Source organism: Pseudarthrobacter cremeus, assembly GCF_051857465.1.
Lineage (GTDB): Bacteria > Actinomycetota > Actinomycetes > Actinomycetales > Micrococcaceae > Arthrobacter.
In genome coordinates, this window is sequence record NZ_JBPZHC010000003.1 from 138814 (window position 1) to 159875 (window position 21062).

Annotated in this window: 17 protein-coding genes and 1 tRNA gene; 15 read left to right on the plus strand and 3 right to left on the minus strand. The window is 65.7% G+C overall.

The window, feature by feature from the left end; all coding sequences use genetic code 11:
* Nucleotides 1–5 precede the first annotated feature (5 nt).
* Both ACS5PJ_RS07255 and ACS5PJ_RS07260 read right to left on the minus strand, forming a co-directional pair.
* Complete coding sequence (locus tag ACS5PJ_RS07255) at nt 6–524, minus strand: tripartite tricarboxylate transporter TctB family protein (protein WP_439434249.1); 519 nt, start codon at nt 522–524, stop codon at nt 6–8.
* Nucleotides 521–1525: a tripartite tricarboxylate transporter substrate binding protein gene (locus ACS5PJ_RS07260; protein WP_439434250.1), complete on the minus strand. Its 1005-nt coding sequence runs from the start codon at nt 1523–1525 to the stop codon at nt 521–523. Before ACS5PJ_RS07260 ends, ACS5PJ_RS07255 begins: the two co-directional genes overlap by 4 nt.
* Nucleotides 1526–1667: 142 nt before the next feature.
* Between ACS5PJ_RS07260 and ACS5PJ_RS07265 the strand changes: the two genes are divergently transcribed.
* The 8 genes from ACS5PJ_RS07265 to ACS5PJ_RS07300 all read left to right on the plus strand — a co-directional run bounded on the left by ACS5PJ_RS07265 (nt 1668) and on the right by ACS5PJ_RS07300 (nt 11128).
* The gene (locus ACS5PJ_RS07265; protein WP_439434251.1) at nt 1668–2555 is read left to right on the plus strand and encodes a LysR family transcriptional regulator; all 888 of its coding nucleotides are present in this window, start codon (nt 1668–1670) and stop codon (nt 2553–2555) included.
* 167 nt (nt 2556–2722) lie between these two features.
* On the plus strand, nt 2723–3637 hold the full coding sequence (gene kdgD, locus ACS5PJ_RS07270; RefSeq protein ID WP_439434252.1) for a 5-dehydro-4-deoxyglucarate dehydratase: 915 nt from the start codon (nt 2723–2725) through the stop codon (nt 3635–3637).
* A 54-nt stretch (nt 3638–3691) separates the two neighbouring features.
* The gene (locus ACS5PJ_RS07275; protein WP_439434253.1) at nt 3692–5299 is read left to right on the plus strand and encodes an aldehyde dehydrogenase (NADP(+)); all 1608 of its coding nucleotides are present in this window, start codon (nt 3692–3694) and stop codon (nt 5297–5299) included.
* Nucleotides 5296–6624, plus strand: a complete 1329-nt coding sequence (locus tag ACS5PJ_RS07280; RefSeq protein WP_439434254.1) for an enolase C-terminal domain-like protein — start codon at nt 5296–5298, stop codon at nt 6622–6624. The genes ACS5PJ_RS07275 and ACS5PJ_RS07280 overlap by 4 nt, the downstream gene beginning before the upstream one ends.
* 109 nt (nt 6625–6733) lie before the next feature.
* Nucleotides 6734–7651, plus strand: a complete 918-nt coding sequence (locus ACS5PJ_RS07285) for an AEC family transporter (RefSeq protein ID WP_439434255.1) — start codon at nt 6734–6736, stop codon at nt 7649–7651.
* A 103-nt stretch (nt 7652–7754) separates the two neighbouring features.
* Nucleotides 7755–8882, plus strand: a complete 1128-nt coding sequence (locus ACS5PJ_RS07290) for an L-talarate/galactarate dehydratase (RefSeq protein WP_131683549.1) — start codon at nt 7755–7757, stop codon at nt 8880–8882.
* Between the two features lie 10 nt (nt 8883–8892).
* Nucleotides 8893–9624: a FadR/GntR family transcriptional regulator gene (locus ACS5PJ_RS07295; RefSeq protein WP_439434256.1), complete on the plus strand. Its 732-nt coding sequence runs from the start codon at nt 8893–8895 to the stop codon at nt 9622–9624.
* A 145-nt stretch (nt 9625–9769) separates the two neighbouring features.
* A complete protein-coding gene (locus ACS5PJ_RS07300) occupies nt 9770–11128 on the plus strand; it encodes an MFS transporter (protein WP_439434257.1) in 1359 nt (452 codons plus the stop codon).
* An 80-nt stretch (nt 11129–11208) separates the two neighbouring features.
* Here the strand turns inward: ACS5PJ_RS07300 and ACS5PJ_RS07305 are convergent.
* Nucleotides 11209–11291: transfer RNA gene (locus tag ACS5PJ_RS07305), tRNA-Leu, on the minus strand.
* A gap of 331 nt (nt 11292–11622) precedes the next feature.
* On the opposite strand from ACS5PJ_RS07305, the gene ACS5PJ_RS07310 reads away from it, so the two are divergent.
* The 7 genes from ACS5PJ_RS07310 to pknB are packed head-to-tail and all read left to right on the plus strand — an operon-like array spanning nt 11623 to nt 21028.
* Nucleotides 11623–12366: an FHA domain-containing protein gene (locus ACS5PJ_RS07310; RefSeq protein WP_439434258.1), complete on the plus strand. Its 744-nt coding sequence runs from the start codon at nt 11623–11625 to the stop codon at nt 12364–12366.
* Entirely contained in the window at nt 12363–12845 is a 483-nt protein-coding gene (locus ACS5PJ_RS07315; protein WP_439434259.1) for an FHA domain-containing protein FhaB/FipA, read from the plus strand. The genes ACS5PJ_RS07310 and ACS5PJ_RS07315 overlap by 4 nt, the downstream gene beginning before the upstream one ends.
* 2 nt (nt 12846–12847) lie before the next feature.
* Nucleotides 12848–14527, plus strand: coding sequence for a PP2C family protein-serine/threonine phosphatase (locus ACS5PJ_RS07320; RefSeq protein WP_439434260.1), 1680 nt, complete (start codon nt 12848–12850; stop codon nt 14525–14527).
* Nucleotides 14524–15921 (plus strand): FtsW/RodA/SpoVE family cell cycle protein, encoded by a 1398-nt coding sequence (locus ACS5PJ_RS07325; RefSeq protein ID WP_439434261.1) that lies wholly within the window; start codon nt 14524–14526, stop codon nt 15919–15921. Before ACS5PJ_RS07320 ends, ACS5PJ_RS07325 begins: the two co-directional genes overlap by 4 nt.
* On the plus strand, nt 15918–17375 hold the full coding sequence (locus ACS5PJ_RS07330; RefSeq protein WP_439434262.1) for a peptidoglycan D,D-transpeptidase FtsI family protein: 1458 nt from the start codon (nt 15918–15920) through the stop codon (nt 17373–17375). Before ACS5PJ_RS07325 ends, ACS5PJ_RS07330 begins: the two co-directional genes overlap by 4 nt.
* The gene (locus ACS5PJ_RS07335) at nt 17372–19063 is read left to right on the plus strand and encodes a protein kinase domain-containing protein (protein WP_439434263.1); all 1692 of its coding nucleotides are present in this window, start codon (nt 17372–17374) and stop codon (nt 19061–19063) included. Before ACS5PJ_RS07330 ends, ACS5PJ_RS07335 begins: the two co-directional genes overlap by 4 nt.
* A gap of 15 nt (nt 19064–19078) precedes the next feature.
* Nucleotides 19079–21028 carry a Stk1 family PASTA domain-containing Ser/Thr kinase gene (gene pknB / locus ACS5PJ_RS07340; RefSeq protein WP_439434264.1) on the plus strand — a complete coding sequence of 650 codons (1950 nt, stop codon included), beginning with the start codon at nt 19079–19081 and terminating at the stop codon, nt 21026–21028.
* The last annotated feature ends 34 nt before the right edge of the window (nt 21029–21062 follow it).

Below are 21062 nucleotides of genomic sequence, written 5' to 3' on the forward strand. Positions count from 1 at the left end.
GTCTCCTAGAAGAGGTGGGGAATGGAGGTGTGGAGCGCGAGGACGAAAATCGCATAGAAGGAAATCACGACGGCGGCGCTGACTACCAGCGTGGAGCGCCACGTTTCGCCACCCAGGAACCGCATCCAGATGAGGCACAGCACCAGGGCTGGGATTTCGAAGCCGATCAGGGGCATCAGCGAGACCATTGCGGCGAGCGTCACCAGGCCGGTCAGCGGCGCGGTGGACATGCGGGTGAATTTTTCCGCATCCCGGTTGTGCCGGCCGGCGATCAGCTGGAACAGCCCCAGTGCCACCATGACGGTGCTGATGATGAACGGCCAGAGACCGGGCTGCGGCTTGTCAGGGGTGCCCAGCCCCATTGCAATGGACAGGACCGCTGCAGCGAGGCCGACGGCGAGGACCACCAGGGATGACGCGGCGTTGGCCAGGGCTCCGGCTGCGGGCGGCTTTTCATCCTCCCACTGGGCGGCGAGCTGTTCCGGCGTCAGGTCATCCACAGGGCTCTCCGGCGAGATACTCATTTTTTTCCACTCAGGCTGATGTCGTACTTCTCCACCAGTTCCTTGTACTTGGCCGCGTAGCTCTTCCATTCGGTCACAACCTCCGCCCCTGGGATCTCCTTCGGCGTCAGCGAGTTCTTCTTGTTGAACTCCTTGTAGGCGTCTGACTTGAACGCTTCCTGGAATGACGCGAGCAGCTTGTCCTTGACGTCCTGTGACGTTCCCTTCGGGGCTGCCACTGCCCGGTACTGCGCGACGGGGACGTCGAAGCCGGCTTCCTTTGCCGTGGGCGTATCGGGAAGGAAGCTGGTGCGTTCCTCGGAGAAGACCAGGAGCGGTGTCACCTTTCCGGCCTGGATCTGCGTCATCGCTTCGCCGAGCTGGATGGTGGCGAGCTCCACCTGGTTGCCCAGGACTGCCGTCAGTGCGGGCTTACCGCTGTCAAACGGGATATCCGTACCCTTGACGTCAGCCTGCTTGAAAAGCACTGTCTGCGCCAGCTGGCTTCCGGTGCCCACACCGGTGGTCCCGAAGGTGACGTTGCGTCCGGCGTCGGAAACATCCTTGAACGTCTTGAACCCGGACTGGTTACTGGCCACCAGCACGTAGTCATCCTGGGACAAACCCGCGATGATATCCAGGTCGTCGATGTTCACGGCCTCATCGGCAGTGACTGCCAACGGAGTGATGGTGATCAGGGAGGCGTTGAGCAGGACCAGTTCCTGGCCGTCCGCGGGCTTGCCCGCAACTTCCTTGGTGGCCAGGGCACCGTTGGCGCCGGGCTTGTTCACCACGGGCATCGGCTGGCCGAGCGTCTTGGAGGCACCCTCGGCGAGGGCCCTGGCGATCAGGTCGGTGCTGCCGCCGGCAGCCTGGCCGACGGAAAGGTTGATGGGCCCGCTGGGGTACTTCGCCGAATCGGCAGCAGCGCCGCCGCCTACGTTGCCACAGGCGGTGAGCGCCAGCAGGGCGACGGCAGAGGCTGCGCCGAGAATAGTGCGGCGTGTGGGGAAGTGCATCATTGGTACTCCTCATAGAGATTCGGGGCAGGCCCGGTTCTTTTGCTGTGAACCGAATCACTTCTGGCTCGCTCAACGACTATAGAGACGCGTTATGATGCATGTCTAAGCCCCAATAAGCATCAAGTGATACCCGAAAGGCATCATGTTTACCTTCGACCAATTGGCCGGATTCATCGCCGTCGCCGAGGAACTGCACTTCGGACGGGCCGCGGAAAAGCTGAACATGACCCAGCCGCCGCTCAGCCGCCAGATCCAGAAGCTGGAGAAGAGCATCGGCACCGAACTGCTGGAACGCGATAACCGCAAGGTGGAGCTCACTCCGGCCGGGAGCGCTTTCCTGGACGAAGCCAAGCGGCTGATGGCACTGGCCCAGCGCGCCCCCGTGACGGCCCGCCGGATCGCCACCGGCCGCTCGGGTGTTTTGCGGGTGGGCTTCACGGCCGCCAGTGGCTTCAGCATCCTTGGACCGCTCCTGGAAGAGATCGCCTCCATCCTTCCGGAGGTGGACATCGACCTCCAGGAGCTCGTGACGGGGGAACAGATCGAGGGGCTGCTGACAGGCGAGCTCGATCTTGGCCTGGCCCGGCCGCCGTTCGACCGCAGGGTCTTCGATTCGCACCTGCTCTACCGCGAGGCCATGGTGCTGGCCGTGCCATCGGGCCACCGCCTGGCTGGACTTTCCCGGCCGGTCAAGGACGAGGATCTTCGGGACGAGCCGCTCATTATGCATTCACCCACCAAGGCCGCCTACTTCTACGACCTCGTCATCCGCATGCACTCCATCCAGCATGAAAACGTCCTTCATACAGTGAGCCAGATCCTCACGATGGTCTCCCTGGTGGCAGCCAAGCGGGGTGTTGCCTTTGTCCCGCACTCCGCCACCCTCCTGGCCATCAAGGGAGTGGAATTCCTGCCCTTGGCCGGCGGCAGCGGCGAAGAGCCGGTTGAGCTCCACGCAATCTGGAACCGCAAGGCGGCAAACCCGGCCCTCCGCCGGCTCCTCCAGGACCTTGAGTTCAGGACGGACTAGCGCCAACACGAGGCACCGACCGGTCGCTCCGACGATGCAGCCAGGGTATCAATCAATACGAAATGGGCCTTAGACAGGCATCATGTTGCCTGCCTACTCTGGACGGGAACCAGCATCCAGCCGCCCCGGCGCATTCACCGCGCGGCATTCAGACAGAGGACAACATCGTGGCAAAGTACACCCCCCAGGAACTGGCGGACACCCTCAAGGAAGGCCTTCTCTCGTTCCCGGTGACCTCGTTCGATGCCCAATTGCAGTTTGACGAGGAAAACTACCGCAAGCACCTGGCCTGGCAGGCAAGCTTCCCGGTGGCCGGACTCTTCGCTGCCGGCGGCACCGGCGAAGGGTTCTCCCTCACGCCGGCGGAATCCGAGCGGGTGGTCCGCACCGCCGTCGACGAAGTGGGCGGACAGGTTCCGGTGCTGGCTTCTGCCGGGGGTTCCACGGCCCAGGCCATCGAGAACGCGCAGGCGGCGGAGGCAGCCGGCGCCGACGGCCTCCTGCTCCTCCCGCCCTACCTCACCGAAGCGGACCAGGGCGGCCTGATCGACCACGTCAGCGCCATCTGCAGCTCCACTTCGCTGGGTGTCATCATCTACAACCGTGCCAACGCCATCTACAAGGACACCACCGTGGCCACCCTCGCGGACCGCCACGAGAACCTGATCGGATTTAAGGACGGCGTGGGCGATCTCGAACACGATGCCCGCGTTTACGCCAAGCTCGGTGACCGGCTCTTCTACCTCGGCGGCCTTCCCACCGCGGAAACCTTCGCCCTTCCGCTGCTCCAGCTCGGCATGAGCACCTACTCGTCCGCCATGTACAACTTCGTCCCGCAGTTCGCCCTGGATTTCTACCAGGACGTCCGCAACAACGACCGCGTGGCCGTGAACAGGAAGCTCAACGAGTTCGTGATCCCGTACCTGGACATCCGAGACCGCGTGAAGGGCTACTCCGTTTCCATCGTCAAGGGCGGACTGGACGCCATCGGCCGCTCCGCCGGCGGTGTCCGTCCGCCGCTGCAGAACCTCGCCCCGCAGGACTTCGCAGACCTTAAAGCCCTGATTGCCACCGTTTCCTGATCAACTGGTCCTTGATCACCCGCACTTGATCACCCCCTCTTAGGAGTAACCACAGTGACACTCACCGGACATTCCCTGATCGCCGGGCAGCCCGTCGCCGGAAGCGGCAAGACTGCTTTTGGCTTCAATCCCGCCACCAACGAACAGCTCAGCCCCGCCTACTCGCTGATCACCGAAGAGCAGCTGACGACGGCGACCTCCGCCGCCGCGGCCGCGTACCCCTCCTTCAGCACCTTGGACCCGGAGACCCATGCCGCGTTCCTCGAGGCCATTGCGGAGAACATCGAGGCCATCGGCGAGGAACTCACCGTCCGCGCCGGCCAGGAAACCGGCCTGCCCGCGGCCCGGCTGACCGGCGAACGGGCCCGCACCACCGGCCAGCTGCGGCTTTTCGCCACCGTGGTCCGGCAGGGCGACTTCCGCGGCGTCCGGATCGATCTGGCCCTGCCGGAGCGCACCCCGATGCCCCGGGCCGACATCCGCCAGCGCCAGATTCCGCTCGGCCCCGTCGCCGTGTTCGGTGCCAGCAACTTCCCACTGGCCTTCTCGACGGCGGGCGGAGACACCGCCTCAGCCCTCGCCGCCGGCTGCCCGGTGGTCTTCAAGGCCCACAACGCCCACCCCGGCACGGGTGAGCTCGTTGGCCAGGCCGTGGTCAAAGCCGTCAAGGACTTCGGCCTGCACCCGGGCGTGTTCTCCCTGATCTACGGCCCCGGCGCCAGCATCGGCCAGGCGCTCGTGGCAGATCCCGCCATCAAGGCGGTCGGCTTCACCGGCTCCCAGGCCGCCGGCATCGCCCTGATGCGGACAGCCGCGGCCCGGCCCGAACCCATCCCCGTCTACGCGGAAATGTCCTCGCTGAACCCGGTCTTCGTCTTCGAAGGCGCCCTCACCGGCTCCGCCGAACAGATCGACACCCTGGCCCAGCAGTACGTCACCGCCGTCACCGGCAGCTCCGGCCAGCTCTGCACCTCCCCGGGCCTCCTGTTCGCCCCCGCCGGCGAGGCAGGCGACAAGCTGGCTGCCGCCGTCGGGCGTGCCGTCTCCACCTGCGCCGGGCAGACCATGCTCACCGAAGGCATCGCCGCGTCCTGGAACCAGGGAGCCGAAGCACTCGGCTCAACCGCCGGCGTCGACGTCGTGGGGCAGGGCACCGCGGGCCCCACCGAAAACGCCCCTGCCCCCACCATCTTCGGCACCCAGGTCAGGGACTTCGTGACCAACCACGTGCTCCACGAGGAAATCTTCGGCGCCGCGTCCCTGGTCATCCGCTACGACTCTGTGGAAGAACTCATCGATGCCGTCAACCGGCTCGAAGGCCAGCTCACCGCCTCCCTCCAGCTCACCGAAACGGACTACCCGACGGCGGCACGCCTGGTCCCTGCCCTCGAGCAGAAGGTGGGACGCATCATCGTCAACGGCTGGCCCACCGGCGTCGAAGTAGGCCACGCCATGGTCCACGGCGGACCCTTCCCCGCCACCTCCGACACCCGCACCACCTCCGTAGGCACCCTCGCGATCAACCGCTTCCTGCGGCCGGTCGCCTACCAGAACCTGCCCCAGGAACTCCTCCCCGCAGCGCTGCAGGATGGGAACCCCTGGCACCTGAACCGCCGCATCGACGGCGCCGTCGTCCCTGCAGATGTGGAGGTCAACGCATGAGCACGCAGCCCAGCATCGCCCGCGTGGAAGTAGTCCCGGTGGCCGGCCACGACAGCATGCTGATGAACCTCAGCGGCGCCCACGGGCCGTTCTTCACCCGAAACATCGTCATAGTGACCGACTCGGACGGGCGGACCGGCCTCGGCGAAGTTCCCGGCGGCGAGAAAATCAAGAACACCATCGAGGAGGCGGGAGCGCTCATCACCGGCCAGCCGGTGGCCCGCTACCGATCCCTGCTGCGGGAGGTCGCGGCCGAGTTCGCTGACCGCGACGCCGGCGGCCGCGGCCTGCAGACGTTCGATCTTCGCACCACCGTGCACGCCGTCACCGCCGTCGAGTCCGCCCTGCTGGACCTCCATGGCCAGTTCCTCGGCGTTCCCGTCGCGGAACTGCTCGGTGACGGCCAGCAGCGCTCATCGGTGCCCATGCTCGGCTACCTCTTCTTCATTGGTGACCATGCCCGGACCGACCTTCCCTATCTCGTGGAGGACGCCCCCGCGGACCGCTGGGAGCAGCTGCGCCGGCAGGAAGCCATGACTCCGGAGGCAGTGGTGGCCCTGGCCGAAGCCGCCCAGGAACGCTACGGCTTCAGCGACTTCAAGCTCAAGGGCGGCGTGCTGTCCGGCGACGACGAGGTGGACGTGGTCACGGCCCTCCACGAGCGTTTCCCGGATGCCCGGGTGACCCTCGATCCGAACGGCGGCTGGCTCCTGGAGGAGGCTATCCGCCTCGGCAAGCGGATGCAGGGCGTGGTTGCCTACGCAGAAGACCCGTGCGGTGCAGAAGGCCGGTTCTCCGGCCGCGAGGTGATGGCTGAGTTCCGCCGTGCCACCGGGCTGAAGACCGCCACCAACATGATCGCCACGGACTGGCGGGAAATGTCCCACGCCATCCGCAGCAACGCCGTGGACATCCCACTGGCGGACCCGCACTTCTGGACCATGCACGGCTCAGTCCGGGTGGCGCAGCTGTGCAACGAGTTCGGGCTGACCTGGGGATCGCATTCGAACAACCACTTCGACATCTCGCTGGCCATGTTCACCCACACCGGCGCCGCGGCACCCGGCGAGATCACGGCACTGGACACGCACTGGATCTGGCAGGACGGGCAGGGGCTCACCAAGAACCCGTTGCAGATCCGCGACGGCGCCATCGACGTTCCGGACGCTCCGGGCCTGGGCATCGAACTGGACCGCGACGCCCTTGGCAAGGCGCACGGGCTGTACCTGCAGCACGGCCTGGACGCCCGCGATGACAGCATCGGCATGCAGTACTACATCGACGGCTGGTCCTTCGACCCGAAGCGGCCCTGCCTGGTCCGGTGAGAATGTTAGGTACAGTCCGGTAACGCACCTCACGCTTCCGCACGGCCGGACCTCCCCGCAAAAGGAGACGGCCGTGCGGAATCCCGACAGTTAAAGAGAAGGGCGCATTTTGGGCGGCGTTGTCTCCGGAATCCTGATCATCTCCGCTGTCATTGCCGTGGGCTTTTTCGCCGCCCGGCTGAAGATCCTGGGGCCTGAAGTCCAGGGCGCCCTGACCCGCACGGCGTTCTACGTCACCAACCCGGCGCTCCTCTTTACCGTTGTGGCCGGCAGCGATATCCGCGCCGCGCTGGGAACCGACGCCCCGCTCGCGCTGCTCTCCGCAGCGATAGTGGGGCTTCTGTATTGCCTGCTCAGTTTCCTGTTCTTCCGCCGCCCCGTGGCTGAAACCGCCGTCGGGGCCATGGCCAGCAGCTATGCAAACGCCAACAACATCGGCATTCCGGTCTCCCTCTACGCCGTGGGCACAGCCCAGCACGTGGCGCCCGTGCTCCTGGTCCAACTGCTGGTCATGGCGCCGTTCTACCTCACGGTCCTGGGCCTGGCTTCGGGCTCCAGGATCTCGTGGCGGAAGGTGCTGCTCCAGCCGTTCGGCAATCCGATGATCATCGCCTCGGGGCTGGGGGTCGCCGTCGCCCTCACCGGCTGGGAGGCCCCTGACCTCCTGCAGAAGCCGATCGACATGCTTGCCGGGGGTGCCGTACCCATGGTGCTGCTCGCTTTCGGCCTCTCGCTGGCGGGCAGGGCGCCGCTTCAAAAGGGAGACGGCCGGACCGAAACCCTCGTGGCCACCTTTCTTAAAATTGGCGGGATGCCCCTAATTGTCTGGGTGCTTGGCCGCTTTGTGTTCGGGTTGGAAGGGCAACACCTCCTGGCCAGTGTCATCATGGCCGCGCTCCCCACCGCGCAGAATGTCTTCCTCTTTGCCTCCCCCTACGGCCGCGGCATGACCGTGGCCCGCGATGTGATCCTCTGCACCACAGTGCTCAGCGTGGGCGCTCTGCTGGTTGTTGCCTGGCTCGTCTGAGCGTGCCCACCGGGCAGAGGGGATTACTTGTAATACAAGTACAATACTTGTATCCTTAGTGGGAGGGCAATGCAGCCCGGACAGCCTGCTTTCGAGGAGCACCATGAGCACCGTAGACCTCATCCGCCACGTGAAACTTTCCACCGCGAGACTTCCCCTCGCCGTCCCAATCAGCGATGCAAAAGTGTTCACCGGGCGCCAGAAGCCCATGACCGAGGTGGTCTTCCTGTTCGCCGAGATCACCACGGAGCAGGGCCACAGCGGCATCGGCTTCAGCTACTCCAAGCGTGCCGGCGGTCCCGCCCAGTACGCCCACGCCAAGGAGGTCGCCGAAGGCATCATAGGCGAGGACCCCAACGACATCGGCAAGCTCTACACCAAGCTCCTCTGGGCCGGCGCCTCGGTGGGCCGCTCAGGGGTAGCCACCCAGGCGCTGGCCGCGATTGACATCGCCCTGTACGACCTCAAAGCCAAGCGCGCCGGCCTCCCGCTGGCAAAGTTCCTGGGCTCCTATCGCGATTCCGTGCAGACCTACAACACCTCAGGCGGCTTCCTCAACGCCTCCCTGGACGAGGTCAAGGCCCGCGCCACTGTCCTGCTGGACGAGGGGATCGGCGGCATCAAGATCAAGGTGGGCCTCCCGGACAGCGCCGAGGACCTGCGGCGCGTGGCCGGAATCCGCGAGCACATCGGCTGGGACGTCCCCCTGATGGTCGACGCCAACCAGCAGTGGGACCGCGCCACCGCCCTGCGCATGGGCCGCCAGCTGGAGGAATTCAACCTCATCTGGATCGAAGAACCGCTGGACGCCTACGACTTCGAGGGCCACGCCCACCTGGCGAACGTCCTGGACACTCCCATCGCCACCGGCGAAATGCTCGCATCAGTCGCCGAACACAAGGGGCTCATCAACGCCAACGGCTGCGACATCATCCAGCCGGATGCACCGCGCGTCGGCGGCATCACCCAGTTCCTGCGCCTGGCCGCCCTCGCGGACGAGCGCGGACTGGGGCTGGCACCGCACTTCGCCATGGAAATCCACCTCCACCTGGCCGCGGCCTACCCGCGCGAGCCCTGGGTGGAGCACTTTGACTGGCTGGATCCCCTGTTCAACGAACGGCTCGAAACGAAGAACGGCCGCATGATCGTCCCGGACCGCCCCGGACTCGGCGTGACCCTCAGTGACCAGGCCCGCGCCTGGACCACCGAGTCAGTGGAATTCGGCGCGTAACCTTGGACGCATGAGCCGGAACCTGACCGCGGACCTCGCTGCCGACCTTCGTACCCGTATTGTGGACGGCGTCATCCAGCCCGGCGACAAACTCCCCAGCGAAAATGCCCTGATGGGCGAATTTGGCGTGAGCCGCACCGTGGTGCGGTCGGCGCTGACCCGGCTCCAGGCCGAAGGGCTCGTGGAAACCGAACGCGGGCGGGGCAGCTTCGCACTGACCCCGCCCGACGACGGCCCCCAGCCGTTCCCGGGCAGCCGTCCGGTTGCCAGCGTCGAAGACCGCCTCCATCTGCTGGAATTCCGGATGGGTGTGGAGGCGGAGGCCGCGGCCTTGGCCGCGCGCAACCACTCGGACCGTCAGCTCCGGGCAGTCAACGCCGCATTGGAGCAGTTCACCGCCAGCTCGGACCACCCGGGCCACGCCATGAAGTTCGACTTCGAGTTCCACCGCGCCATCGCCGCAGCGTCAGGGAATCCGTTCTATACGGACTGCCTTGCCGCCTTGGGGCAGACGATGATTGCCATGCCGCGCACCCGGCTGATGACCGGCGTCGAGCATTATGCCCGCGACCATTTCGACCAGGTGGTGCATGAGCACCGTTCCATCGCTGCCGCGATCGCGGACGGCGACGAAACCGCCGCCGCCGCCGCCATGCGGAGTCACCTGGCTAATTCACGACGGCGGTTTAAGGCGTCGGTGCGTCCGCCGGCTGGGGAGCCACTCAACGCTGACCCGATGTGATGCCTTGACGGCATCACGTCATGCCACATCCGTGTTGGACGGGCATCGAAATTCCTGAATACAGTGGTGGCACCCGCTGTGGTCCGGACCACGGCACTCGATTCGGGTCCACTGGGCCTCACCGCACTGTTTAAGGAATTCCCCCATGCAGTCTGTAGACACCGCTGTCACGGATGTGGCCCTCGCCACGAAGAAGTTCTTCAAGCGGGTGCTGCCGATCATGCTGGTCATGCTGGTGTGCAACCAGCTCAACCGCTCCAACATCGGCTACGCCCACGAACACCTCGAAGCAGATGTGGGCATTGGCGCTGCGGCGTACGGCTTCGGCGCAGGCCTCTTCTTCATCGCGTACGCCATCTTCGAACTTCCCAGCAACGTCATGATGGAGAAGTACGGCGCCAAGGTGTGGCTGGCCCGCATCATGGTCAGCTGGGGCATCGTGTCTTTCCTGATGGCCTTTGTGCAGAACGAGATGATGTTCTACGTGCTCCGGTTCCTGCTGGGCGCTGCCGAAGCAGGCTTCTTCCCTGCCGTGATCTTCTACTTCGCCCGCTGGGTGCCCGCCGGCCAGCGCGGCAAGGCGACGGCCATCTTCATTGCCGGCTCCTCCATCGCTGCAGCATTGTCCGGTCCCATCGCCGGCATTCTCCTCAGCCTGCACGACGTCCTGGGGATCCGGGGCTGGCAGTGGCTGTTCGGTTTTGAGGGCCTCCTCTCCGTAGTGGTGGGCATCGTGGTGTTCTTCCTGCTGGATGCCAAAATCCAGGACGCCAGGTGGCTCTCGGCCGGCGAAAAGACCGCCCTGGCCCAGGCCATTGCCGCCGAGGACGCGCAGCACGTCACTGCTGACGGCGGGAAGGTCAACCGCTGGAAGATGCTGCTTAACCCGCAGATCCTGCTGCTCTGCGGCATCTACTTCTCCGTGCAGCTCTCCATCTACGCCAACACGTTCTGGCTGCCAACCATCGTCAAGCAGATTCCGGGCACAACTGACCTCAGTGTCGGCTTCCTGTCCGCCATCCCCTGGGTATGTGCCGTCGTCGCGATGTATTTCGCCGCCAGGTGGCAGGACAAAGCCAGGTCCAAACGGCCGCTGCTGGTGGCCGCACTCCTGGTCGCGGCCGTCGGAACCCTCGCCGCGGCCCTGGCCACCCCTGTCCTTGCGCTCGTCTTTCTGGCCATCGCCGCCATGGGCTTCAAGAGTGCTTCGCCGCTGTTCTGGACCATCCCGCAGTCCGGCCTGCATCCCCTTGTCCTCGCCCCGGCCATCGCCATCATCAACTCGCTGGGCAACCTGGGCGGCTTTGTGGCACCCTTTGGGTTCGGCTTGATCAAGGAGGCAACGGGCAGCGTGGTTCCGGGCCTGTTCGCCCTGGCCGCAGCCTCCACCGTGGCGGCCGGCCTGGTCTATTTCCTCAAGGAACGCCGCACTCCGCCGGCTCCCGGGCAGGAGTCCGGATCTCCCGCAGCAACCGATACCCTGGTTCCCGCTCCCTCCCGCTAGGAGTCTCTGCGAATAATCCCGGGCCGGAGCCCAGACGCAAAAGGAGCCCCAGTCCTAGGACTGGGGCTCCTTCAATTGCGTGCGCGAGGGGGGATTTGAACCCCCACGCCCTTTCGGACACTGGCACCTGAAGCCAGCGCGTCTGCCGTTCCGCCACTCGCGCGCAACTGATTTTCCTCGAATTACGGCCGGTTTCCCGGACCCGCAACCTTGTAAAAGCAGCGAGATCAAGCATAACGGACATCGGCGGCAAAACACCAATTGGGGCTCGGAGGACCCCGCGAAGCGCGGCCGAAAGCTTACGGGAGGGCCAGCCAAGTGAACTTTTCCTGGCGCCCGGCCGTTGGGGATTAAGGTCATTCATAGGCCTGCCCAGTAGTATCTGATGTAGTAGTGCCTGCCGCTCTCCGGCCGGTCACTGCGTTGTGAACACCGCTTCCGGTCGAGTTCCGGAGCGAAAACTGCCCCGCAGCAGGGAGGAAAGGAGAAGGACCATGGGATTGCTGGACAAGGTCGAGCGCGGCATCGAAAAAGCCGTCCGCGGTGTCTTCTCCACAGGCTCGCGTGCCCAGGTGGAACCTGTGGAAATCGCCAGCCGGCTCCGCCGCGAGGTAGATAACAAGGCCCTTACCGTCGCGGCCGGACGCACTCTTGCCCCGAACGTCTTCGACGTCCAACTCAGTGACGAGGACTTCAAGCGCGCCCAGGATTGGGGCACGCCGCTGGCCGAGGAACTGTGCGACGTCGTCATCAACCATGTGCGCAGCCAGGGCTACACCCTCCAGGGCTCCGTGCGGATCTCGTTCCGCCGGGCCGAGGACATGCGGGCCGGCAACTTCGAGATCGTCTCTTCCACCGAAAAAGCCAAGGGCGGCCCGGGCACCGCCGCACCCCGGCCCAACTTGCCGGCAGCCCCGAGCCGCCAGCCCGTCCGGCTCCAGCCCGTTTTGGACATCGACGGCCAGCGCTACTCCCTCAACGCGCCATCCATCGTCCTGGGCCGGTCCTCGGACGCCGATATCCTCGTTGACGACACCGGCGTTTCGCGCCGTCACCTCGAGATCCGGACCGCCAGCGGAGTTACCACCGCCGTGGACCTGGGCTCCACGAACGGCAGCTACGTCAACGGCCACAAAGTGGCAGGCAGCACCGAACTGACCGACGGTTCCACCATCACCATGGGACGGACAAAAATCATCTTTCGCCTCCTGCCCGCCAACTCCGGTGGCCGCCCATGAGTGAACTGACCATCACCGCGCTCCGGTTCGGCTTCCTCATTCTGCTTTGGGTCCTCATCTTCAGCATCGTCTCGGCCATGCGCCGCGACCTGATGGTGGGACGGAAGGCCGCAGCCGGTACTCCGACGGCGCGGCAGGTCCGCAAGAACCCTGATCTCGCTGAGGCGCCAGCGCCGCCGCAGAAGCAGCAGGCGCACCAGCTTGTGGTCACGGAAGGTCCGCTCAAAGGAACAACCATTCCCCTCGCGGCCAGCCCCATCCTGTTGGGCCGCGCCCAGGAAGCCACCCTCGTGCTTGAGGACGACTACGCCTCGGGCCGGCACGCACGGCTCTTCCCCCAGGGCAGCCGCTGGTTCATCGAGGACCTCGGCTCCACCAACGGCACCTACCTCGCCGACCAGCAACTTACCCGGGCGCTGCCCGTTGAACCTGGTGTACCCGTGAGAATCGGCAAGACGGTCCTCGAATTGAGGCCATAGCCATGGCCGCTGCCCTTCCCGCCGACGAGTCCAAGCCCGTCCAGCGGCCCCTCATCATGCGCTACGCGGCGCGTTCGGATGTGGGCCGCATCCGCGCAAAGAACGACGACTCCGCCTACGTCGGGCGGCACCTGGCAGTAGTCGCGGACGGCATGGGAGGACACGCGGGAGGCGATGTCGCCTCGGCTGCCACCGTTTTGGACATGCTGCACCTGGACCAAGGGGATTACGCGGGCGATGCCGGCACCATGCTGGCGGACGAGATCCAGACCGCCAACTCGCTCCTGTCCGAACTGGTGCACATCAACCCCAAGCTCGCGGGCATGGGCACCACCGTTACCGCCCTGCTGCTCGCCGAAGGCAAACTGCACTTCGCCCATATCGGCGACTCCCGCGCCTACCGCCTGCGCGATGGCGTGTTCGAACAGGTCAGCGTGGACCACACCTTCGTCCAGCGCCTCATTGATGAAGGCCGGCTCCGGCCCGAAGAAGCCGAAACCCATCCCCACAAGAACGTCCTGATGCGTGTCCTGGGCGATGTTGATGCCAGCCCTGAACTGGATCTGGACACCCTTGACGTCAAGCCCGGCGAACGCTGGCTGCTGTGCTCCGATGGTCTGAACTATGTTGCCGGGCATGTGGTGGAGCGGACAGTCCGCGAGACCAAGGACCTGCGCGAGTGCGTTGAGACCTTGGTTGACCTCACGCTCGAGGCCGGTTCCCCGGACAACGTCACCGTGGTCATGGTGGAGATTGTTGAGGAAACGCGCGACGACGTCAGTACCGCCGCCGTCGACGTCATCCCTTCGGCGCCGGCCGCCGCCCCCACCACGGCCGCCAAGCCAGCCCGCCTCGAGAATCCGGACGGCGTGGACAAGCCGGCGGGCCACGACGAACGGCGGGACGAACCGGCAGGCAGTGAAGGCCAGGCTGCCGGGAGCACCAAGCCTGCCGACGCTGAAAAGCAGCCCTCCACCGACCCGCACCTGGGCGAGCACCTCACAGCTGAGGTCCTGCGCGAGGAACTGGCTTCGCGCCCCCACGAACTGGTCGGTGCGGCGGCCGCCGCAGCAGAGACCGGATCCATTCCCACCATCGCCGGCCGCACGGTGGCCCGGCGGGCTGCAACCGTCCTCACGCACAAGGCCGAGACACCGGCCTCGGATGACGACGAAGTCCCGGAGCGCCCCAAACCCCGCCGGTGGGTCACCCTGTCCATCGCCGCCGCCGTGCTGCTGGTGCTGACCGTAGGACTCTGGCTCGGTTATGCGTGGACCCAGACCCGTTACTACATCGGTGAGTACGATTCCCGGGTGGCCATCTACAACGGGGTTTCGCAGCGGCTGGGGCCAATCCAGCTGTCAACGCTGGAAGCCGTGACAGAGATCCGGATGGATTCATTGCCCCTCTTTTCCCAGCAGCGGGTGCGGCAGACCGTTCCGGCCCGCGACCTGTACGATGCCCAGCGGATCGTCAAGAACCTCGAGGGCACCGGCACCATCGCGCCCGCGGATGAATGCCTGACCCCCTCGCCCACCACGCAGGCTTCAGGTCCTGCGTCAACTGATCCGGCGGCCCCGGCGGCCGCTCCTCCGCCCTCACCGAATGCATCCGACCCCGCCGCGGCGCCGGCCCCCTCGGCCTCACCCAGCCCGACCATCACCTGCGAGGGAGGACGATGAGCCAGCTCAGCACCATTCCTAAACCCCGGCGCAACGTCGAACTCGTGCTGCTGGTCCTTGCCCTCGCGGTCGGAATCGGCGCCAACATGATGGTGGGCGTTGACCAGGAGAAGGCGTTCGACGCGGACTTCTGGTTCCAGTCCAGCCTTCTGTCCGTGGCCGCCCTTGTCTTCCATGTGGTCCTGAGGCTCCGCGCTAAATATGCTGATCCGGTAATACTTCCACTGGTGGTTGCACTGAACGGGCTGGGCCTGGCCATGATCCACCGCCTGGACGCGCCCGGCGAAGACACCGGCAACAACCAGCTGCGGTGGACGCTGATAGCCATGGCCGTCGCGATTGCCGTGATCTTTTTCCTCAAGGACCACCGTGCCCTCCGCCGATTCACCTACATATCGCTGGCCGTCAGTGCTCTGCTGCTGATCCTTCCCCTCGTGCCGGGAATCTCCGCAGGGGAGATCCTTGGCGCCCGCGTCTGGGTCAGGGTAGGCCCCATGACGTTCCAGCCCGGTGAGATCGCCAAAATCACGCTCGCTATATTCTTTGCCGGGTATCTATCCTCCAACCGGGACCTGATCCTGCTGGCGGGCCGCAAGATCGGCCCGCTGCAGTTCCCCCGGTTCAAGGACATGGGACCCATGATTACCGCCTGGCTCGTCAGCATCGGCGTCCTGATCTTCCAGCGCGACCTCGGCTCGTCCGTGCTCTTCTTCGGCCTGTTCATCGTCATGATCTACGTCGCCACCAGCCGCATCAGCTGGGTAGTGATCGGCGTCGCGCTGATCCTCGGCGGCGGCTTCGTCGCGTCGCGGGTGTTCTCCCACGTCGGACTCCGGATCGACGGCTGGCTGAACGCCTTCACCGAAGAGGTCTACGGCCGCTCGCCCGGCGGTAGCGGCCAAATCGTCCAGGGCCTGTTCGGCATGGCCAACGGCGGGCTCGTGGGCACCGGCCTCGGCCAGGGCCGGCCCAACCTCGTCCCGTTCGCCAACAGCGACATGATCATCGCTTCCCTTGGCGAGGAACTGGGCCTGATCGGTCTTTTCGCGGTGGTCATGATGTACCTGCTGCTGTTCACGCGCGGCTTCCGGGCCGCCCTGGGCACCCGCGACGCCTTCGGAAAGCTCCTGGCCTGCGGGCTGTCCTTCGCAGTGGCACTGCAGTGTTTCGTGGTCATCGGGGGTGTCACGCGGCTGATTCCGCTGACCGGCCTGACCACGCCGTTCCTGGCGGCCGGCGGATCCTCCCTGCTGGCCAACTGGATCATCGTGGGCCTGCTGCTGATGATTTCCCACACCGCCCGCGGGCCTGTGGACACAACGCCACTGCCTGACGGCGATGGCGCGGAAGCCAAAACCATGGAAGCACCAACCGAGGCGGTGAAACCCCTGTGAACCAGGCAATCAGGAACTCATGGGTCGCCGCGATCGCCATGTTCGCGCTCATTTTCGGTGCCCTCAGTTATGTCCAGGTGGTGGGGGCGGACGAGCTCAAGGCCAACGCCTGGAACAACCGGGCCATCCTGCAGGACTACTGCAACGACCGCGGTGCCATCATTGTGGGCGGGGCGCCCGTGGCTGAATCCGTCGAAGGCACCGAACAGTGCAAATTCCAGCGGACTTACCCGCAGCCGGAACTCTACGCCGGCCTCACCGGCTACTTCTCGCAGAACTACGGCGCCACCGGTTTGGAGCAGGCCATGCGTGAGCAGCTCGCCGGAAGCTCGGACCAGCAGTTCCTGGACCGGGTCGGCCAGCTCTTCCTGGGCAACCAGCCCAAGGGCGCATCCGTGGAACTGACCGTTGATCCCAAAATCCAGAAGCTCGCCTACGACCTCATCCCGGACGGGCAACGCGGATCCATTGTGGTCACCAACCCCAAGACCGGTGCCATCCTGGCCATGGCATCCAAGCCGTCCTACAACCCCAACCTCATCGCTACCCAGGACCCCGTAGCCGAGAGCACCAACATCAACGAGCTGGTCAAGGTCCCCGGAATCAACCTGAACCAGAACGTCAGCGGCCCCACAGGTGAGCTGCTTGCGCCGGGGTCGGTCTTCAAACTCGTCGACGCCGCCGCCGCCCTCAACTCCGGGAAGTACAACAAGGACAGCGTGCTGCCGAATCCGGCCAACATGCCCTTCCCCGGCATCCAGTACACGCTGCCCAATTACGCCGGGGGCAACTGCTACACCCAGGACACGGCCAGCTTTGCTTTCGCCCTGCAGCAGTCCTGCAATACGCCGTTCGCCAGCATTGCCCTCGACCTTGGCCGGGACGCCATTGCCCAGCAGGCGGCGAAATTCGGGTTCGGTGAGGACCTGGGCGACCAGCTGAAGCTCCAGTACGCCAAGGGCAACGGCTTCCCCAAGGACCTTGACGGTCCCGGCCTCGCCCAGTCAGCGATTGGCCAGAAGGACGTGCGCGCCACGCCGCTGCAGGTCGCGCTGATGACCGCGGCCATCGCCAACGGCGGAATCCAGATGAGCCCCAGCCTGGTCAAGACGGTGCGCTCCCCGGACCTCCGGGTCATCGATGAGCCCAAGCCTGAAGCGCTGCGGACCTCCACCACGCCGGACATCGCGCGTCAGATCACCGAATGGATGACCAGCGCTGTCTCCCAGGGCATCGCCCGCGGCGCCGCCGTCCAGGGCGTGCAGGTGGCCGGCAAAACCGGAACCGCTGAACTGGGCAACGGCCTGAACAACTCATGGTTTACCGGCTTTGCCCCGGCGAACAACCCGCAGGTGGGTGTCACGATCGTCATGGAGGGCGTAGACATCACCACCGGCGCACAGCTAACCAGTCCGAACGCGAAGAAGATTTTTGAGGCGGTGTTGAATAAGTGAGGCCAACAACGGGAATCACCCTCGGCGGCAGATTCCAGCTGACCACGCGGATCGCGATCGGCGGGATGGGCGAGGTCTGGAAGGCCAAAGACCTTGTCCTGGGCCGGATCGTGGCCATCAAGGTGCTGAAGGAGGAGTACACCGGCGACCCCGGCTTCCTCCAGCGGTTCCGCGCCGAGGCCCGCCACACCGCCCTGTTGAACCACGTGGGCATCGCCAATGTCTTTGACTACGGCGAGGAAGAGGGTTCGGCTTACCTGGTCATGGAGCTCGTTCCTGGCCAGCCGCTGAGCAGCATCATCGAACACGAACAGGTTCTGTCCCCGGACCGCACCCTGTCCATGATTGCCCAGACAGCACGGGCGCTTTCGGTCGCCCATGCGCAGGGCCTGGTACACCGTGACATCAAACCGGGGAACCTGCTCATCACCCCGGACGGCCGTGTCAAGGTGACCGACTTCGGCATCGCCCGCCTCGCAGACCAGGTTCCGCTGACGCAGACCGGCCAGGTGATGGGCACCGCCCAGTACCTCGCCCCGGAGCAGGCCACCGGCCAGACCGCCACCGGATCCTCGGACATCTATTCCCTCGGCGTCATCGGCTACGAATGCCTGAGCGGACACCGGCCGTTTTCCGGTGAATCGCAGATCGCGATTGCCCTGGCCCAGGTCAACGACGCACCGCCGCCGCTCTCGGAGACCCTGCCCAAACCGGTCCGGGCGCTCCTGATGTCAATGCTGGCCAAGGATCCCAAGAACCGCCCGGCCAACGCCATCAAGCTTGCCGAAGCCGCAGAGGCCATCCGCAACGGCGATATCAAGGCCGCCCAGGCAGCCGTGCCTGGAATGCTCCTGTTTGAATCTGACACCGGCGCCATCACGGCACCGGTGGACATTGCCACGGCACCCACGGGTGTCATCAGCCAGAAAGACCGGACGACGGCGTCGACTTCTGCGCTGCCGGTGCTCGGCGCTGCTGCAGCAGGCGCCGCAGCCGGTGCGGCAGGAGCCGCTGCCGCCACAGGAAACGGGAGCGCGGTTTCGCGTGCTGATGCGCTGGCCGCCGAGCGCAGCTGGGTCCAGGAAGAGGAAACGTACGACGACGAACCGGCCGATGAGCCCGAGCGCCGCGGCCGCAGCCCCTGGACGTGGCCGCTGGTCGCCCTGATCCTGCTTGTCCTGTTTGCGCTGGTGGGGTTCTTCCTGACCCAACAGGGAATCCTCTTCCCGGCAAAGGACACCACCACCTCATCAGCATCCAGCCCGCCGTCCACGAGTGCCAGCCCCACAAGGACCTCGCCGTCCGCAACCCCCACACCCACCCGGACAAGCGCCACGCCGACTCCTGAGCCAACGCCCACCACCGTGGACATCATCTCGGCGGCCTACTTGGGCAAGGACTACCGTCAGGTCCAGGCAACACTGGAAACCATGGGCCTGTCCGTCCGCGTCATCCCGCAGCAAAGCACCGCCACCGCCGGTACGGTGCTGCAGGTCAACCCCACAGGGACCGTGCCGAAGGGCTCGGAAGTGACCGTAACCTACGCCGTGGCTCCCCCCGCGGCCACCACTGCGGCACCGGTCCCGACGGCCACAACGCCGGCCGTGTCTGCACCCACGCCCAACTCATCCCTGGCAGCCTGCACCCCCGGTGAGCTGCCGGGTACTCCCCCTACCTGCAAGCCGTAGCTGCCAGGATCGCCTATGAATGACTCAACCCGTACCCCGTCACACCGGGAGGACAGCCTCCCGGTGGATAACCAGCGTGTCCTGAACGGACGCTACGAACTCGGCGGCCTGATCGGCCGCGGGGGAATGGCGGATGTCCACAGCGGCGTTGACACCCGGCTCGGCCGGACCGTGGCCATCAAGCTGCTCCGGCCGGACATGGCCCGGGATCCCCAGTTCCAGGCCCGGTTCAAACGGGAAGCGCAGTCTGTGGCGGCGCTTAACCATTCCTCCATCGTGGCTATCTACGACACCGGCGAGCACACCGTTCACGACGGTTCCGAGGACAACGTGCGTGTGCCGTACATCGTGATGGAGTTTGTTGAGGGCAAGACGCTCCGCGACCTGATCCGGGCCAAGGAAGTCAGCATCGATCAGGCGATCGACTACACCCTGGGCGTCCTGTCTGCACTCGAGTACAGCCATAAAGCCGGAATCGTCCACCGCGACATCAAGCCCGCCAACGTGATGTACTGCGAAGGCTCAAATTCCGTGAAGGTCATGGACTTCGGGATTGCGCGGGCCATGGCCGACTCATCGGCCACCATGACCCAAACCCAGGCCGTGGTGGGAACCGCCCAGTACCTCTCGCCGGAGCAGGCTCGTGGCGAAACCGTGGACGCCCGCAGCGATCTCTACTCCGCGGCCTGCCTGCTGTACGAAATGCTGACGTCCCGCCCGCCCTTCGTCGGCGACAGCCCCGTCTCTGTTGCGTACCAGCATGTCCGGGAGATTCCGGAACCTGCCAGCAGATTCAACCCTGAGGTATCACCTGCGCTGGACAGTGTCCTGGCCAAGGCCCTGCAGAAGAACCGGGATGACCGGTTCCAGGATGCCGCTGCCTTCCGCCGCGCGCTGCGCGCGGCCCGGGCAGGAGTGCCCGTTCCCGCCCTGGCGGCAAGTGAGGCACCCACCGATCCGCACCACCACGTCCCGTCACCGGAAAGCGCGCAGGCGACGGAGGCCTTGGCCGTGTCCGGGGCCGCGTTCCTTGATGATGCCCCTGCGGGCCAGCACACGCCCCACGACACCCGCGCCGACCTGCCAATACTTCCCGTCATGGCCGCCGGGGAATCGGCGGCCCCGGACAGTGGCGAACTGCCGCTGGCGTTTGCTCCGGAACGCGAGCGGAGCCCGCGGCAGAAGCCCCGCCGTCGTACGTGGATAGCGGTACTGGTGATCTTCACCCTCCTGGTTCTGGCCGGCGGCGGCTTTTGGGTATACAGCACCGTGAACCGTCCCGCCCCCGCGCCTGCGAAAGTGGTCGTCCCGGTGGTGGCTGCCCTGACGGAGTCAGCTGCCCTCCAGGAACTTTACGGAGCCAACCTCCGCCCGCAGATCAGACGCAACAAACACGAGACCGTGCCCGCGGGGACAGCCATCGGCACGGACCCTGTGGCCGGAACCTCGCTTGATCCCAGTGCCGAGATCATCCTGAACATCTCCGAGGGCCCCAGCGCGGTGAAAATTCCGGAGAACCTGCCAGGCCAGACCGAGGCGGCGGCGCGTGACATCCTGCGCCAGACCGGACTGCAGGGCGCCGCGTCAACCACCACGGCGAACAGTGCCACGGTCCCGGGGGGCAGGGTCATCACCACCAGCCCGGCACCGGGGCAGCTGGTTGCGGTGGGCAGCACCGTGGAGATTGTGATTTCCACGGGCAAGGTGGCCATGCCTGAACTCCGCGGCCGCACCCGGGCCGAGGCTGAGGCTGCGCTCAAGGAGTTGGGGCTGGTCCCCAACGTCCAGGAAGTGGAGAACTCCCAGGTCGAGGCCGGACGGGTCACGGATCAGAGCGACGCGGTAAACGCCGCCGTCGATCAGGGTAAAACAATCAACATTGTGGTGGCCAAGGAGCCACCCCCGCCGGTGGCTACCCCGACGCCGACACCAACCCCCACGGCTACGCCCACCAAGAAGGGCTGACCTTCTCCACCCAAATCCAACGCGGGGTCACTCC

Excerpts from the sequence above, each read along its gene's own strand:
- ACS5PJ_RS07255 (WP_439434249.1), bottom strand. The coding sequence starts at position 524 with ATGAGTATCTCGCCGGAGAGCCCTGTGGATGACCTGACGCCGGAACAG.
- ACS5PJ_RS07260 (WP_439434250.1), bottom strand. The coding sequence starts at position 1,525 with ATGATGCACTTCCCCACACGCCGCACTATTCTCGGCGCAGCCTCTGCC.
- ACS5PJ_RS07265 (WP_439434251.1), top strand. The coding sequence starts at position 1,668 with ATGTTTACCTTCGACCAATTGGCCGGATTCATCGCCGTCGCCGAGGAA.
- ACS5PJ_RS07280 (WP_439434254.1), top strand. The coding sequence starts at position 5,296 with ATGAGCACGCAGCCCAGCATCGCCCGCGTGGAAGTAGTCCCGGTGGCC.
- ACS5PJ_RS07290 (WP_131683549.1), top strand. The coding sequence starts at position 7,755 with ATGAGCACCGTAGACCTCATCCGCCACGTGAAACTTTCCACCGCGAGA.
- ACS5PJ_RS07295 (WP_439434256.1), top strand. The coding sequence starts at position 8,893 with ATGAGCCGGAACCTGACCGCGGACCTCGCTGCCGACCTTCGTACCCGT.
- ACS5PJ_RS07300 (WP_439434257.1), top strand. The coding sequence starts at position 9,770 with ATGCAGTCTGTAGACACCGCTGTCACGGATGTGGCCCTCGCCACGAAG.
- ACS5PJ_RS07310 (WP_439434258.1), top strand. The coding sequence starts at position 11,623 with ATGGGATTGCTGGACAAGGTCGAGCGCGGCATCGAAAAAGCCGTCCGC.
- ACS5PJ_RS07315 (WP_439434259.1), top strand. The coding sequence starts at position 12,363 with ATGAGTGAACTGACCATCACCGCGCTCCGGTTCGGCTTCCTCATTCTG.
- ACS5PJ_RS07320 (WP_439434260.1), top strand. The coding sequence starts at position 12,848 with ATGGCCGCTGCCCTTCCCGCCGACGAGTCCAAGCCCGTCCAGCGGCCC.
- ACS5PJ_RS07325 (WP_439434261.1), top strand. The coding sequence starts at position 14,524 with ATGAGCCAGCTCAGCACCATTCCTAAACCCCGGCGCAACGTCGAACTC.
- pknB (WP_439434264.1), top strand. The coding sequence starts at position 19,079 with ATGAATGACTCAACCCGTACCCCGTCACACCGGGAGGACAGCCTCCCG.